The organism is Uniformispora flossi (genome assembly GCF_049534875.1).
GTDB classification, from domain to species: domain Bacteria; phylum Actinomycetota; class Actinomycetes; order Streptomycetales; family Streptomycetaceae; genus Yinghuangia; species Yinghuangia aomiensis.
The window spans coordinates 126335-140841 of the sequence record NZ_JBMULZ010000014.1 but is presented as its reverse complement, the minus strand read 5'-3'; the positions used below and the strand labels follow the sequence as shown (position 1 = coordinate 140841).

12 protein-coding genes are annotated in these 14507 nt (G+C 72.3%); 7 read left to right on the top strand and 5 right to left on the bottom strand.

Annotated elements, in window-relative coordinates; all coding sequences use genetic code 11:
• Positions 1–243 precede the first annotated feature (243 nt).
• Positions 244–987 carry a hypothetical protein gene (locus tag ACPA54_RS27190; protein WP_423534022.1) on the top strand — a complete coding sequence of 248 codons (744 nt, stop codon included), beginning with the start codon at positions 244–246 and terminating at the stop codon, positions 985–987.
• Between the two features lie 32 nt (positions 988–1019).
• Here the strand turns inward: ACPA54_RS27190 and ACPA54_RS27185 are convergent, their stop codons facing one another.
• Positions 1020–1607, bottom strand: coding sequence for a hypothetical protein (locus ACPA54_RS27185; protein ID WP_423534021.1), 588 nt, complete (start codon positions 1605–1607; stop codon positions 1020–1022).
• A 586-nt stretch (positions 1608–2193) separates the two neighbouring features.
• Between ACPA54_RS27185 and ACPA54_RS27180 the strand changes: the two genes are divergently transcribed.
• Complete coding sequence (locus tag ACPA54_RS27180) at positions 2194–2880, top strand: VWA domain-containing protein (protein WP_423534020.1); 687 nt, start codon at positions 2194–2196, stop codon at positions 2878–2880.
• Between the two features lie 42 nt (positions 2881–2922).
• Here the strand turns inward: ACPA54_RS27180 and ACPA54_RS27175 are convergent, their stop codons facing one another.
• The gene (locus ACPA54_RS27175; RefSeq protein WP_423534019.1) at positions 2923–4323 is read right to left on the bottom strand and encodes a hypothetical protein; all 1401 of its coding nucleotides are present in this window, start codon (positions 4321–4323) and stop codon (positions 2923–2925) included.
• 222 nt (positions 4324–4545) lie between these two features.
• Here ACPA54_RS27175 and ACPA54_RS27170 point away from each other — a divergent pair, with 222 nt between their 5' ends.
• Entirely contained in the window at positions 4546–5910 is a 1365-nt protein-coding gene (locus ACPA54_RS27170; protein ID WP_423534018.1) for a replication-associated recombination protein A, read from the top strand.
• A 49-nt stretch (positions 5911–5959) separates the two neighbouring features.
• Here ACPA54_RS27170 and ACPA54_RS27165 read toward each other — a convergent pair whose 3' ends face one another.
• From ACPA54_RS27165 to ACPA54_RS27155, 3 genes are all read right to left on the bottom strand, one after another.
• Positions 5960–6832, bottom strand: coding sequence for an MBL fold metallo-hydrolase (locus ACPA54_RS27165; protein WP_423534017.1), 873 nt, complete (start codon positions 6830–6832; stop codon positions 5960–5962).
• A gap of 250 nt (positions 6833–7082) precedes the next feature.
• Complete coding sequence (locus ACPA54_RS27160) at positions 7083–8627, bottom strand: threonine/serine exporter family protein (protein WP_423534016.1); 1545 nt, start codon at positions 8625–8627, stop codon at positions 7083–7085.
• A gap of 179 nt (positions 8628–8806) precedes the next feature.
• Positions 8807–9658 carry a DUF2470 domain-containing protein gene (locus tag ACPA54_RS27155; protein ID WP_423534015.1) on the bottom strand — a complete coding sequence of 284 codons (852 nt, stop codon included), beginning with the start codon at positions 9656–9658 and terminating at the stop codon, positions 8807–8809.
• A 162-nt stretch (positions 9659–9820) separates the two neighbouring features.
• Between ACPA54_RS27155 and rpsD the strand changes: the two genes are divergently transcribed.
• The 4 genes from rpsD (at position 9821) to alaS (ending at position 14463) form a co-directional block, all read left to right on the top strand.
• On the top strand, positions 9821–10429 hold the full coding sequence (gene rpsD / locus ACPA54_RS27150; RefSeq protein WP_423534014.1) for a 30S ribosomal protein S4: 609 nt from the start codon (positions 9821–9823) through the stop codon (positions 10427–10429).
• Positions 10430–10836: 407 nt separating this feature from the next.
• Positions 10837–11265: a DUF948 domain-containing protein gene (locus ACPA54_RS27145; RefSeq protein WP_423534013.1), complete on the top strand. Its 429-nt coding sequence runs from the start codon at positions 10837–10839 to the stop codon at positions 11263–11265.
• 1 nt (position 11266) lies between these two features.
• Complete coding sequence (locus ACPA54_RS27140; protein WP_423534012.1) at positions 11267–11794, top strand: DUF6167 family protein; 528 nt, start codon at positions 11267–11269, stop codon at positions 11792–11794.
• Positions 11794–14463, top strand: coding sequence for an alanine--tRNA ligase (alaS, locus tag ACPA54_RS27135; protein ID WP_423534011.1), 2670 nt, complete (start codon positions 11794–11796; stop codon positions 14461–14463). Before ACPA54_RS27140 ends, alaS begins: the two co-directional genes overlap by 1 nt.
• Positions 14464–14507: the final 44 nt, after the last annotated feature.

The window sequence follows — 14507 nt, the reverse complement described above, 5'->3', positions numbered from 1 at the left end:
AGCGGGTGAGGGTGAAGGCCCGGGCTCTTCGGAGCCCGGGCCTTCGGTTTTTGCGGGGTGGGTGTCGGCGGTCGTGGTCGGACTTGTGGAAAAGCTCTGGTTCGGAGGTTGGTGGTGAATCGTTTTTCCACTGGTTTGGGGCGGGGGCGCGGTGCGTGCTTGCGGGACCTCGTAGCGTCCTTCCCGTGCCTGGCAGACCAGGCGAAAGACGGTGGACGACAAACCGATTGGGGTGGAGTGAGGATGAAGAACGAGAAGGTCGCGAAGAACGAGAAGAACGAGAAGGTCGCGAAGAACGAGAAGAACGAGAAGGTCGGGAAGGACGGGAAGAAGGCGGTTCGGGCGGCGAAGGCGGCCGAGGTGGAGCGCCTGGGGAGAACGCGGCGGCCCGGCAGGGTGGCGGCAACCGGGCCCGGGGCGGGGGAGGACTCGGCGGTGTTGCCGCGACCGTCGGCGCGGGAGCCGGTCGCTGTGGACTCCCGGAGCGTGGCGCGTGGTTCGGAGGTGAGGCCGGGTCCCGGGTACGCATCCGATCCGCCGCCGCGGTCGTCGCCGCCGACGTCGTTCGCGGACTACCTGGCGGCGGCGTGGTGGCCGCGTCGGGGTGAGCCGGCGGGGGTGTTGCCGGGTTCCGTGCCGGCGCCCGAGGTTGTGCCCGGGCCGCTGCCCGGGTCCTTGCCCGGGTCCGTGCGCGTGCCGATTCCCGTGCCGCCGGTGTATCCGCCGCCGTACGACCGTCCGCCGATGCTGGTGCCCAAGGGCGTGCTGCGGCAGCGCGGTTGGACGGAGTCCGGGATCAGGCAGTTCCTCGACGGCCCGGACGCGCTCGCGCCGAACCCGGTGGTGCGCACCGCTCCGGCGATGCGGCTGTACGCCCTCGACCGCGCGCTCGCCGCCGAATCCACTCCGGCGTGGCAGGTCTGGCGCGCCGAGTCGGCGGCCCGCCGAGCGTCGCTGCGGGCGCGGTTGCGAACGGGGGACGAATGATCGGGTGAGGAGGCCCCGGTGTCGGGCGAGTGTCAGGCGGAGCCGTCGTCGGCTCGGCCGCGTGTCCACCGCGCACGGACCTGATCCACCGTCATGCCCGGTCGGACGAGCATGACTTCGGTGAGGTCGTCGGCCCACACGACCTGCGGCCCGAACGCGTCCGCGAGTGCCTGTGCCGTGCGGGGTATCGCGTCGGGGGCGGGGGCGTCGCAGATCAGGCCGGCGATGGCGGCGTCGGGTGCGACGCGGCTGCGGTCCGAGCCGCCGTCACGGTCGGCGTCGTCGCCGACCACCAACGTCAGTCCGCCGAGGGGCGCGTCGTCCGACACCGGGGGCAGGGCGCGGGTGAGCGACCCGTTCGCCGTTCCGCCGGATGCGCCGTCGGCGGGTACCGCGTCGGGAGAGCCGTCGACGACGAACCAGCAGTCCGCCGCGACACCGGCGGCTTCGAGGGCGCGCAGCACGTGCTGCGCGCCGGGATAGGGGGTGGTCAACGCGAGGGCGACCGTCGCGTCGTCGAGCCCGTCGTCGTGCGCCCGCACGAACTCGGTGCCGCCCGCGGCGGAGGCAAACCAGCGCAGCGAGTTCACGTGCACGGTACGGGGGTCGGCGGGGCTCACGACGCGGCCCCGTCCGCCGCACCGCACCCGGCCGATGCCGCGTTGGTGCGCGCCGTAGCACCGTCGGCGCGATACTCGCCCATGCCGTCCTCCGTCCCGAGAAATCCCCGAACCATGATCCGACATGGCACTGACACGCGCTGACGGGGCGTCGGGTGGGGACGTGTCGGGGTGTCGACGGTCGGACGCCGACAGCTGTACTGCCGCGCTGCCGACGTCACGAGCTGCCGCGCTGCCGCGCTGCCGACGTCACGAGCTGCAGGCTGGTGGAGGGGGTGGGGGGAGGGCCCCAGCAAAGTGGCGAGTCATGTCTGTTGCGGCGCCGACCCCCCGCCCCTCGGCAGCCCTGAGGGAGAACCCCCTGCCGCCCTCCCCGCAGATCTGCCACGGTAGACGCGACAACCCCACCGCAGCACAGCCCCGTTCCCCCCTCCCCAAGGAGGCCCCTATGCCCTTCCCGTGGTTCCGTCGTCGTGGTGGTCAGCCGAGTGCGCAGAACACGGCGGGTGGTTCGTGGGCGCCGCCTGCTTCAGGACCGCGGGCTTCGGTGCGGACCGGGTCGGGGTCGGCGGTGAGCCTCGACAAAATGGAGCAGACCGCGCCGGGGCTGGTGAGCCTCTACAAGGCCGCCGGGGTCAGTCTCGACAAGCACCGGCTGGCCGGTGTCCGGGCCGCCGTCTATCTGGTGCTCGACCGGTCCGGCAGCATGTCCGGCTTCTACCGCGACGGCAGCGTCCAGGCGCTCGCCGAGCGCGTGCTGGCCGCGGCGGCGCACTTCGACGACGACGGTGTCGTGCCCGTGGTGTTCTTCGACAGCAAGGCGTACAACGTCGAGGAGATTTCGCTGGCGGACTACCGCGGCCGCGTCGACAAGCTGCACAAGAAGCTCGGCTCGATGGGCACGACGAACTACGTGTCCGCAATGGAAGCCGTCATCCGCCACTACCAGTCCTGTGGTGCGACGGACCCGGCGTACGTCATCTTCCAGACCGACGGTTCGCCGGACAACGAGAAGCGCGCCGAGCAGACCCTGTGCAAGGCGGCCGAGCTGCCGATCTTCTGGCAGTTCGTCGGCTTCGGCAAGGACCAGTTCAAGTTCCTCCACCGTCTCGACGAACTGCCCGCGCCCCGCTACCGCGTCGTCGACAACGCCGGCTTCTTCGAAGCGGGCGCCAACCCGAGCCGGATGAGCGACGAGAAGCTGTACGACCAGCTGATGATCGAATTCCCCGAGTGGCTGCAGTCGGCCCGCCGTGCGGGTGTCCTGGGCTGACCCGCCCGACGACCTCCGGGGCCGGGCGGCATTGCCCGCGGGTCACTTGCCGTGGGCGTGGTGTTCGTCCGTGGACAGGGACGGGCTGTCTCGGCCGGAGCCCCGGCGCCCTGTGCGACCGGCTGCTGGTTGCTTGCCGAAGCGGTACGTATCCCGGTCGGGATGCGCTTGGTGGGACACGTGCGTCATACCGGCCTCGCGCAGGCGTCTACCCACTTCGACGACGGAGTCGGACGCGGGCGGAAGCGTTTGGGCGATGGCGTCGAACGCCCTGCGATAGCGCTCGTACAGATGCGGCGGCAGCACCTGCGCCGCCGTACCTAGGACTTCGTCGTACAGCGCGACAACCGCGCCTCGTTGTTCCTCGGGGTGCGGTCCGCGGGGTGGCGGCTCGGCGATGTGCAGCGCGGCAGGGCGCGGCAGAGCGGGGAGGGCGAACGCGTCGGCGTGTGTGGCGATCAACGCGTTCACCCGTCTTCGGGACGGCGCGTCGTCGCCGAGGAAGCGCCGCACGTTGCGGTGGACCAAGTCCGGGTCTACTTCGTTGCGCAGGCCGCGCAGCATGTCGACCCAGGGCGCCCGGGCGCACTCGTAAGCGTAGTACGTCGCGTGCACACCCGAGGACATCGCTTCGCGTGCGCCGTCGACCCGGTCGACGAACTGCTCGATCCTGGCGGGCCGCACCGGGTAGGGGGCCCGCGTGACCAAGGCCGCGAGGGTGTGGGCCGCCGCAGACACGCGTCCCGTGGGACGGGCGAGTTCCCAGTCGGTCAGGACCGCTTCGCCGAACGACCACATGAAGTTGTCCACGGTCGGGTCCCCGTGGGCCAGCACCGGACCGCTCCGGTCGTCCGGCGCCGGAGGCAGGCCGCGCGCGAACCGCGCCGGGCTGGGCAGCCCGAACTCGCGCACGAGCGGTTCGCCGACGATCCGCGTGACGACCTCCGCCACCCGGACCGTGAAGGCCCGCAGCACCGCGCTGTCGCCCGCGTCGGGGGAGCAGCGCAGCGGCACCTCCGATTCCGGCAGCGACGTCAGGATCCGCACGGTCTCCCGTGCCTTCGGGGCAACCGCGACGGCGGCGCGTTCGCTGTTCCGGCTGAGGACGCCCAGCTCCTCGACGAGATACCCGATGTGCCAGTCGAAGTCCGCCTCGCTCGCGGCCGGGTTCCCCTCGTGCGGGTCCAGCCGCGGAAGTCCGGCCAGGAGGCCGAGCGGCTCGCCGTCCGGCGTCGGCGCGGACGTGTAGATCTGCGGGTAGGCCTCCCGCAACGCGCGTCGTGCGTCGGTGTCGTTGATCACCCGCAGGTCCAGGGCGTTCGGCACTCCGAAGGGCCGGCGCTGGACCGTGTCGCTGCCGGGAATCGTCCAGGTCTGGTTGCTCGTCCCGCTCCCCAGCAGCCGGGGCACGTCGACGTCGAAGGAGTCCGGTTCGCGGGCCACGTTCGGCACCTCCGACACAAGGGATGGGGCAGCCATGATCGCGGTCCCGGAGAGCGGCCGCCAGAGGGTGCGGGTGCTGTCGCGCGTTCTGGCCAACCTGCCAGTCGGGCGGTCCGTCGAGCGGCGAAGTGCTGCGCTTGCCGGGGAGCCGCGGGTCTCGCTCCCGGCCCCCCGCCCCCGCCACCCCGACCATGTCCCCCCACCGCGTTAGGGTCGTTCCTTGTGGAACCCGATCTTTTTCTGGCCGCCGCCGAGGAGCGGCAGGCCAAGAACCCCGCACTGGCGCCGTTGGCGGTGCGGATGCGCCCGCGTGACCTCGACGAGGTGGTCGGGCAGGCGCATCTGCTGGGCGACGGTTCGCCGCTGCGGCGGCTGGTGCGGGTCGGGGACGGGGTGACGGCGCCGTCGTCGGTGATCCTCTTCGGGCCTCCGGGGACCGGGAAGACGACGTTGGCGTATGTCGTCAGCCACGCGACCAAGCGCCGGTTCGTCGAGCTGTCGGCGATCACGGCGGGCGTCAAGGAAGTCCGCACCGTGATCGAGGCGGCCCGGCGGGAGGCCGGTGCGCACGGGCGCGAGACGGTGTTGTTCCTGGACGAGATCCACCGGTTCTCGAAGGCGCAGCAGGACTCGCTGCTCCCGGCTGTGGAGAACCGCTGGGTGACGCTGATCGCGGCGACGACGGAGAACCCGTATTTCTCGATCATCAGTCCGCTGCTGTCCCGGTCGCTCCTGCTCACTCTGGAGTCGCTGACCGAGGACGACATCCGTGCGCTGCTGCACCGGGCCCTCGCCGAGGAGCGCGGGCTCGGCGGTGCGGTGGGGCTGGACGCGGACGCCGAGGACCATCTGGTCCGGATCGCCGGGGGCGATGCCCGCCGGGTCCTGACCGCGTTGGAGGCCGGGGCCGGTTCGGCGATGGACCGGGGCGAGAAGACGATCACCTTGGCCACGCTGGAGGCCGCCGTCGACCGGGCCGCGGTGCGGTACGACCGGGACGGCGACCAGCACTACGACGTCGCGAGCGCGCTCATCAAGTCGATCCGCGGGTCGGACGTCGATGCCACGCTCCATTACCTGGCGCGCATGATCGACGCGGGGGAGGACCCGCGGTTCATCGCCCGGCGGCTGATGATCTCCGCGTCGGAGGACATCGGCCTCGCCGATCCGACCGCGCTGCAGACCGCCGTCGCCGCCGCGCAGGCGGTCGCGCTGATCGGTTTCCCGGAGGCGAAGCTCACTCTCGCGCATGCGGCGATCGCGCTGGCGCTCGCGCCGAAGTCGAATGCGGCGACGCTGGCGATCGAGGCCGCGCTGGCCGACGTCCGGGCCGGACTCGCCGGCCCGGTGCCGCCGCATCTGCGCGACGGCCACTACAAGGGCGCCGCGAAGCTCGGGCACGCGCAGGGCTACATCTATCCGCACGACGTGCCGGGCGGTGTCGCCGAGCAGCAGTACGCCCCCGACACCGTCCACGGCAAGCGGTACTACCGCCCCACGCGCTACGGCAACGAGGCCCGCTACGCCGACGTCCTCGACCGCGTCCGCGGCAAACTCGGCCACCCGGACACCACCCCGGACAGCTGAGCCGCCCGGCGACGGCCGACGGGGGGAAGTCGGCCGGGAGAGCTCGGCCCTACCCCCGGTCCACCACGAACCGCAGCGCCCCGGCTTCGGACCCGTCCTCGCTCTTCCGCGTCAGCCACCCCGCCGTCGGTGCCGGGAAGTGGGTGCCGATCACCAGCGTCCCCGTGTCCGCATAGCGCTCGACGAACGCCTTCCGGGTCTCGGTGGCCAGAGCCGGGTCCTCGTCCGCGGCGCTCGCGATCTCGGGTGCCGCGAACTGCACGGGGTGGTGGACGAGGTCGCCGGTGACGACCGCGCGTTCCCCTTCGGATTCGACGACCACGGCGACCTGCCCGGGCGTGTGCCCCGGCGCGCCCTCCAGGCGCACGCCGAACGCCACTTCGTGTCCCGGTTCGACGAAGTCGACGAGGTCGGCGTCGATCAGCGGCACCAGGGTGTCGGACAGTTCCGTGCTGCCGACCGAGGCGGGCGCGGTGCGCCAGAACTCCCACTCGGCGCGCGGGACCAGGTAGCGGGCGTTCGGGAACGTCGGCACCCACGCGCCGTCGACCAGGCGGGTGTTCCAGCCGACGTGGTCGAAATGCAGGTGGGTGCACACCACGGTGTCGATCGACTCAGGCGGATGGCCGAGTTCCCTGAGGGTGTCGAGCCATCCGGTGTGCAGCGGCGGCAGCTGCGGGATGGTGGTGCGGTCGTTGCCGATGCAGGTGTCGACGAGTATGCGGCGGGTCCCGGTGTCCACGAGCACGGAGTGGAAGGACATCGTGAAGACGCCGTCCGGTCCGGCGAAGTGCGGCGCCAGCCAGGGGTAGGCGTCGAGCAGCCCGCTGTCGGCGGTCCGCAGCGCGCCCGTCACGGGAAGCGGGAACTCCGCTTCGACGACTTTGCGGAGCACTGTCGAGCCGATGCGCCACGTTGCCATGACCGAAATCCTCCGAGGGTTCGGAACCGGCCGCCGCGACCTCGCCCCGGCGGCGTCACGCGCACACCTTCTCACTCAAGCAACTGTTTGAACATGGGTTGAAACGCAGGGTAGGCGCGCGGTACAACACAAGAACCGGGCGCTGTCCGCATCCGCTCACGGGTGCACATCCGGGGACGGCCGGAGGCGGACGGCGCCCGCCTTGCCGCCCGCGCGCGTGCCATGCGCGGGCCATGCGTGGGCCGGGCCGTCAGAACCCGCGGGTCCGCTTGGCCGCCGCGCGCTTGGTGCTGCCGACGCCGCGCTGCGGGGCGGGCAGGACGAAGCGGGCCACTTCGCTTCCCAGGTTCACCCCGACCGCGAGGGCCAGGGCCAGGCCCGCCGCGTTGGTCAGGCCGATCCAGCCGCGATCGGTGTGGCCGAGCGCGAGGCCGAGCAGGCCTTGGTATATGGCGCTACCGGGCAGCAGCGGCCCGATCGACGGGATGATGTACGGCAGCGCGGACGTCCGCCCGGCCCGTGCCAGCAGCTGCCCGAGCAGGCCGACGACGCCGGTGGCGGTGACGGTGGCGAGGATCGGCGAAGCGCCCGCGATCCGCAGCACCTCGAAAATCGACCAGCTGCACGCCCCGCCGATCAGCGCGATCACGAGCGCCCGCGGCCGCACCTGCACCAGGACCGCGAACGTGAGCGACACCCCCGCCGCGGCCAGCAGCTGCACGAGCGGGCGCGACGTCGGGTAGAACGAGCCCTCGATGGTCAGGTTCACGCCGAGCTGGTTGCCGGCGTACAGCATGATCGAGACGCCGCAGATGATGCCGATGATCAGGTAGAAGACTTCCAGGAGCCGGGCGGACGCGGTGATGTAAAAGCCCGTCAGGCCGTCCTGCACCGCCGCGACGAGGGCACGTCCCGGCAGCAGCGCGAACAGGCCACCGGTGACCACCGCATAGGGCTGCACCCCGATATCGGCCTTGATCAGCCCCACCGCCGTCGCCGCCGCGGGCATCGCGGCCAGCACGAACTGGTAGAACTCCGGCACCCCGCGCCTGGCCAGCCCCTGCGCCAGCTTCTCGCCGAGCATCGCCGCGAAGAACGCCGCACACGCCACGATCGGGCCACCGCCGACCAGCACGCTCGCCGTCGCCGCGATCCCGCCCGTCGCGACCAGCACCAGCCACACCGGATAGGGGTGCCGGTTGCGGCGGATCTCCGCCAGCCGGTGGTACGCGTCCTCCAGCGTCAGCTCGCCGGTCGTGATGTCCTCGACCAGCCGGTGCGCCTCCGCGAGCCGGTTGAAGTCCGTCGCCCGCCGCCGCACCACGCGCTCGCTGGTCATCGGCGGGTCGACCAGCGACGGCTGGTAGGAGAGCGTGAGGTTGGTGAACGTCACGTTCGGCGTGCACCGCTCGAGCCCGTAGGCGTCGGTGATGCCGAGCATCGCCGCCTCGACGTCCTCGCCGCCCTCGCCCGACGCCAGCAGCAGTTCCCCGGTGCGCAGCGCCAAGTCGAGCACGCGCGGCACCGACACGCCCGGCTCGGCCTTCTCCGGGGCGAGTGCGGGCGACCCGGCGCGCAGCCGGGCACGCAGCCGGTCCTGCCACGGCAGCGTCGACATGGGCGTCGGATGCCACGGCATCCGCACCGGGATTTCGCCGGTCCGGACGGACTGGTCCTCCCGGTCGTCCGTGCCGCGCCGGTTCGCCGAGGGTGCCGTGCCCGCCGAGGGCCGGGTCCGCCCGCGAGGGTCGTCCGTGCCGTCGGCGGTGCCGGGCCGCCGCGGGCGCTCGAACACCGCTTCCGTCCTTCCGCATCGATCGTTGCCGGGAGTTGCGCCGCACCGCGGATGATCTGCGGAGACAGCTTCCGATCAATCGGAACACGACGACAGGCCGAATCCAAAACGCGCCACGGCACCGGCGCGGCATGGCTGTGCCGTCCCTGCGGAAGACCGGTGGGCGGCCTGGGCCGTGTCTAGTGCTCCCCGGCCGCCCGAGCGCAGCCGCCCGGGCCTTCCGGACCGCGGACCAGGGCGCGCAACGCCTCGCCCAGCGCCGCGGGTTCGGCGACCGGGGCGCGGAACTCGAAGCGGACGTCGCGGGTGGCGTCCGCGGTGCTGCACCGCAGGCGGATGCCGTCCCGGTCGAGGGCCACCGGCACGGCCTGCGCGTCGGGCCCGCACGCGCCGACCCGCACGCACAGCCGCAGCAGTTCGTCGGCGTGCGCGCCGGCCAGGTGCTGGAGGAGTTCGGACTCGTGTGCGGCGAGCGGGTCGGGCGCCGCGGCGGCGTACTCGTCCGGTTCGACGTGTTCGGCGCCCCACAGGTCGTCGACGAGGACCTCGCCCGGTTCCAGGCGGACGACCGCGCCGCTGCGCCCCGCGCCGAACGCCAGCATCGCCGGGTCGGGCACGACCGCGGCGAGCCGTGCGGCGGCCTGCCCGAGGTCCGCGCCGACCGGGACGCTCAGCCAGCCCGCGATCCAGCAGTGCGCGCGCACCCGGTGCGGCACGGCGACCGGCGCCACGTCCACCAGGTGCAGCACCGCGGCGATGTCGTCCCGCGCGGTCAGCACGGCGGCGCCGATCTCCGGCGGCAGGAGCAGCAGCACCGACCCGTCGGGCTCGACCAGGCGGGCGGCGGGAACAACCTGCTCTTCGCCGATGCTGCCGGGGAGGTCGAGGATCGCGGACGCGGCGTGCGCGGCGAGCGTGCGGCAGCGCGCGGCGGCGCCGGGCCGGACGGAGGCGGTGTCGTCGTCGGGGCAGCCGGCGGTGGCGGCGGCGGTCGTGTCGGCGGTGCGGGACGGCGGCGTGGACGGGCTCATACGGCGGCTCCTGGGGGCTCCTGGCGAGGGGCGGCGCGTCCGGCGGGTCGGTGCCGGGATCCGGGGATCCGGGCGGGCTTCCCCCCGAGACGCCGTGGCATTAAGGTTAGGCTTACCTAAGAAGGCCGCGGCTGGCAAGTACCCACCGAACCGGAGGACCCGTTGAACCAGGCCCGCCCCAAGGTCAAGCGCAGCCGTGCGCTCGGCATTGCGCTCACCCCCAAGGCGCAGAAGTACCTCGAGAACCGGCCCTACCCGCCCGGCGAACACGGCCGCGGCCGCAAGCAGTCCTCCGACTACAAGGTCCGGCTCCTGGAGAAGCAGAAGCTGCGCGCCCAGTACGACATCAACGAGACCCAGATGCGCGCCGCGTTCGACGCCGCCCACAAGCACCAGGGCAAGACCGGCGAGGAAATGGTCGTCTCGCTCGAACGCCGCCTCGACGCGTTCGTGCTCCGCGCGGGCTTCGCCCGCACCATCTACCAGGCCCGGCAGATGGTCGGCCACGGCCACTTCGAGGTCAACGGCGGCAAAGTCGACCGGCCCAGCTACCGGCTCCGCCCCGAGGACGTCGTCTCCGTCCGCGAACGCAGCCGCGACAAGCCGCTCTTCCAGGCCGTCCGGGCCGGCGGATTCGCCGCCGAGAACACCCCCAAGTACGTCCAGGCCAACCTGCCCGCGCTCGCAGCCCGCCTCGACCGGCTCCCGCAGCGCCGCGAAATCCCGGTGATCTGCGACGAACAACTCGTCGTCGAGTACTACTCGCGCTGACCCGAACGGCTGCCCCGACGACAGCCCGAACAGGAGCCCGAACAGCAGCCCGAACAGCGGCCGAAGAAGGCCCGGGAGGCGGCCCGAAACACCGCCCGGCAGGCCGCCCGCGCCGCATGGCGACGCACCCGCGGGGCCCGCTCCGCACCCGGAGCGGGCCCCGCGCCGTCTCCCCGCACGGCACGGACAACCCTCGCCATATGCAGCGATTCCCCGCCCCCGGGGCCGCGCGCGGCAAGTGCGCCGCACCCCGCCCGGCCGGTAGTGTCAGGCGACCCTGCCGCCGTGTCGCGGTAGGGTCGGGTTCCCGGGCCCGCCGGTGCGGCAGTGCCCCGCATGGTCCCGGTGACGCCCTCTCAAACAGGCAGTCCGCCGTTGCTTTTCGGCCGTCGAAGGAGCGCAACAAGGTGTCGGGTGGCGAAGTCGCGCTGATGATCATCGCGACGTTCTGGGCGATTCTCGTCGCCTTCCTCGCGCTGGTGCTGGTCAAGCTCGTGAAGGTGCTCAAGGAGGCCACCCGCCTGGTCTCCGACATCGCCGACCGCACCCCGCCCCTGCTGGACGAGATGACCGATGCCGTCCGGGCCACGAACGCCCAGCTGGCCCGCGTCGACCAGATCGCCGGCAACGTCCAGACCATGTCGACCAACGCGACCGCGCTGTCCTCCACCGTCGCCGCCACCCTCGGCGGCCCGCTGGTGAAGACCGCCGCGTTCTCCTACGGCGTCCGCCGCGCCCTCTCCGCGCAGCAGCGCGCCGAACTCGCCAAGCGCGTCCGCTCCACCGCCCGCGCCGAACGCGTCGCCCGCCAGCGCGCCGCCCGCGGAAGGAGCTGACATGGCCCGCATCTTCTGGATGGCCGTCGGCGCCGGCGCCGGCATGTGGGCCGCCCGCAAGGTCAAGGACAAGGCACACAAGTACACGCCCGAAGGCGTCGCCGACAACGTCACCGGCATCGGCGACGCCATCCGCTACTTCGCCGACGAAGTCCGCGCCGGCATGGCCGAACGCGAAGCCGAGCTGTACCGGGCCATCGGCGCCGACGTCACCGCCGCCGCGGCCCCGCCCGCACTCCCCGGCGGACCCGGCGTCCGCGCCCTCCCCGGCGCCCGCACCCCGTACCGTGGACCGGACCGGCACGCGGCCCACCCCTACGGCGACCCGTACGATGCCGACCCGTACGACCGGTACGACGGCTACGCAGCACACCCGGCCCCCACCACAGCCGACCAGGCGCGCGAGTACGACCGGTACGACAACCAGCAAGGCTTCCGCCTCGGCATCCCCGGGGCCGCAACACCCCCCGCACCCACGCAGCATGTCCGCCGGCGAGGCGGCAGGTACGACCGGAAGGACCGACGCTGATGGATTCCGCAGAGATCCGTAGCCGCTGGCTGCGCTTCTTCGAGGAGCGCGGACACACCGTCGTCCCCTCGGCGTCCCTCGTCGCCGACGACCCGACGCTGCTCCTCGTCAACGCCGGCATGGTGCCCTTCAAGCCGTACTTCCTCGGCGAAGTGAAGCCGCCGTTCCCGCGCGCCACCAGCGTCCAGAAGTGCGTCCGCACCCTCGACATCGACGAGGTCGGCAAGACCACCCGCCACGGGTCGTTCTTCCAGATGTGCGGCAACTTCTCCTTCGGCGACTACTTCAAAGAACGCGCCATCACCCTCGCCTGGGAACTCCTCACCTCCCCGGTCGGCGACGGCGGCTACGGCCTCGACCCCGAACGGCTCTGGATCACCGTCTACCTCGACGACGACGAGGCCGAGACGATCTGGCGCGACAAGATCGGCGTCCCCGCCGAGCGCATCCAACGCCTCGGCAAGAAGGACAACTTCTGGTCCATGGGCGTCCCCGGCCCCTGCGGCCCGTGCTCGGAGATCAACTACGACCGCGGCCCCGCCTACGGCGAAGAAGGCGGCCCCGCCGTCAACGGCGAGCGCTACCTGGAGATCTGGAACCTCGTCTTCATGCAGTTCGTCCGCGGCGCGGGCATCGGCAAGGACGACTTCGAGATCCTCGGCGACCTCCCCGCGAAGAGCGTCGACACCGGCCTCGGCCTCGAACGCCTCGCCACCATCCTGCAGGGCGTCGACAACCTCTACGAGATCGACACGTCGCGGATGATCCTCGACCGCGCCGCCGAACTCACCGGCCACCGCTACGGCGCCGACCTCAAGTCCGACGTCTCCCTGCGCGTCGTCGCCGACCACGTCCGCACCGCCGTCATGCTCATCGGCGACGGCGTCGTCCCCGGCAACGAAGGCCGCGGCTACGTGCTGCGCCGCATGATGCGCCGCGCCATCCGCAACATGCGCCTCCTCGGCGCCCAGGGCCCCACCATCCGCGAACTCGTCGAAACCACCATCGACGCGATGGGCCCGCAGTACCCCGAACTCGTCACCGACGCCAAGCGCATCGACACGATCGCCGTCGCCGAGGAAGCCCGCTTCCTCGACAAGATCGTCACCGGCACCTCGATCCTCGACACCGAGATCGGCAAGACCAAGGCCGCCGGCAGCGACGTCCTCCCCGGCGCCGCCGCGTTCACCCTGCACGACACGCACGGCTTCCCGATCGACCTCACCCTCGAGATGGCCGCCGAACAAGGCCTCGCCGTCGACGAGGACGGCTTCCGCCGCCTCATGGCCGAGCAGAAGCAGCGCGCCAAGGAAGACGCCCGCGCCAAGAAGCACGGCCACGCCGACGTCTCCGCCTACCGCGAGGTCGCCGACACCTCCGGCGCCACCGAGTTCACCGGCTACACCGCCGACGAAGGCGAGGCCACGATCGTCGGCATCCTCGTCGACGGCGTGCCCGCACCCGCCGCCCACGAAGGCGACGACGTCGAGATCGTCCTCGACCGCACCCCCTTCTACGCCGAAGGCGGCGGCCAGCTCGCCGACACCGGCCGCATCCGCGTCGAAGGCGGCGCCGTCGTCGAGATCCGCGACGTCCAGCAGCCCGTCCCCGGCGTCAGCGTCCACCGCGGCACCGTCCAGGTCGGCGAAGTCACCGTCGGCGCACCCGCGTACGCCGTCATCGACACCGACCGGCGCCGCGCCATCGCCCGCGCGCACAGCGCCACCCACCTCACCCACCAGGCGCTCCGCGACGCCCTCGGCCCCACCGCCGCCCAGGCCGGCTCGGAGAACGCGCCCGGCCGTTTCCGGTTCGACTTCGGCGCGCCGTCCGCCGTCCCCGGCACCGTCCTCACCGACGTCGAACAGAAGATCAACGAAGTCCTCGCCCGCGACCTCGACGTGCAAGCCCAGGTCATGAGCATGGACGAAGCCCGCAAGCAGGGTGCCACCGCGATGTTCGGCGAGAAGTACGGCGACCGGGTCCGCGTCGTCACCATCGGCGACTACAGCAAGGAGCTGTGCGGCGGCACGCACGTCCACAACACCGCCCAGCTCGGCCTCGTCAAGCTCCTCGGCGAGTCCTCCATCGGCGCCGGCGTCCGCCGCGTCGAAGCCCTCGTCGGCCAGGACGCCTACCGCTTCCTCGCCCGCGAGCACACCATCGTCAACCAGCTCACCGACGTGGTGAAGGGCCGCCCCGAGGAACTCCCCGAGCGCGTCGCCGGCATCGTCGCCAAGCTCCGCGAAGCGGAGAAGGAAATCGACCGGATGCGCGCCGCCCAGGTCCTCCAGGCCTCCGGACAGCTCGCCGCCGACGCCGCCGACGTCAACGGCACCGCCCTCGTCGCCCACCGGGTCGCCGACGGCACCACCACCGACGACCTCCGCAAGCTCGCCCTCGACGTCCGGCAGCGCCTCAACGCGCGCGCCGCCACCGTCGCGGTCGTCTCGGTCGTCAACAACAAGCCCATGGTCGTCGTCGCCACCAACGAAGCCGCCCGCGAACGCGGCATCAAGGCCGGCGAACTCGTCCGCACCGCCGCCCAGACCCTCGGCGGCGGAGGCGGCGGCAAGGACGACGTCGCGCAGGGCGGCGGCGCCAACCCCGGCGCCGTCGAAGAGGCCCTCGCCGCCGTCGCCCGCCTGGTCGCCGAGCGGACGGCCTAACTTTGCGAACACCGGCGCAGGGCACGCGGATAGCGCGCCGCCGC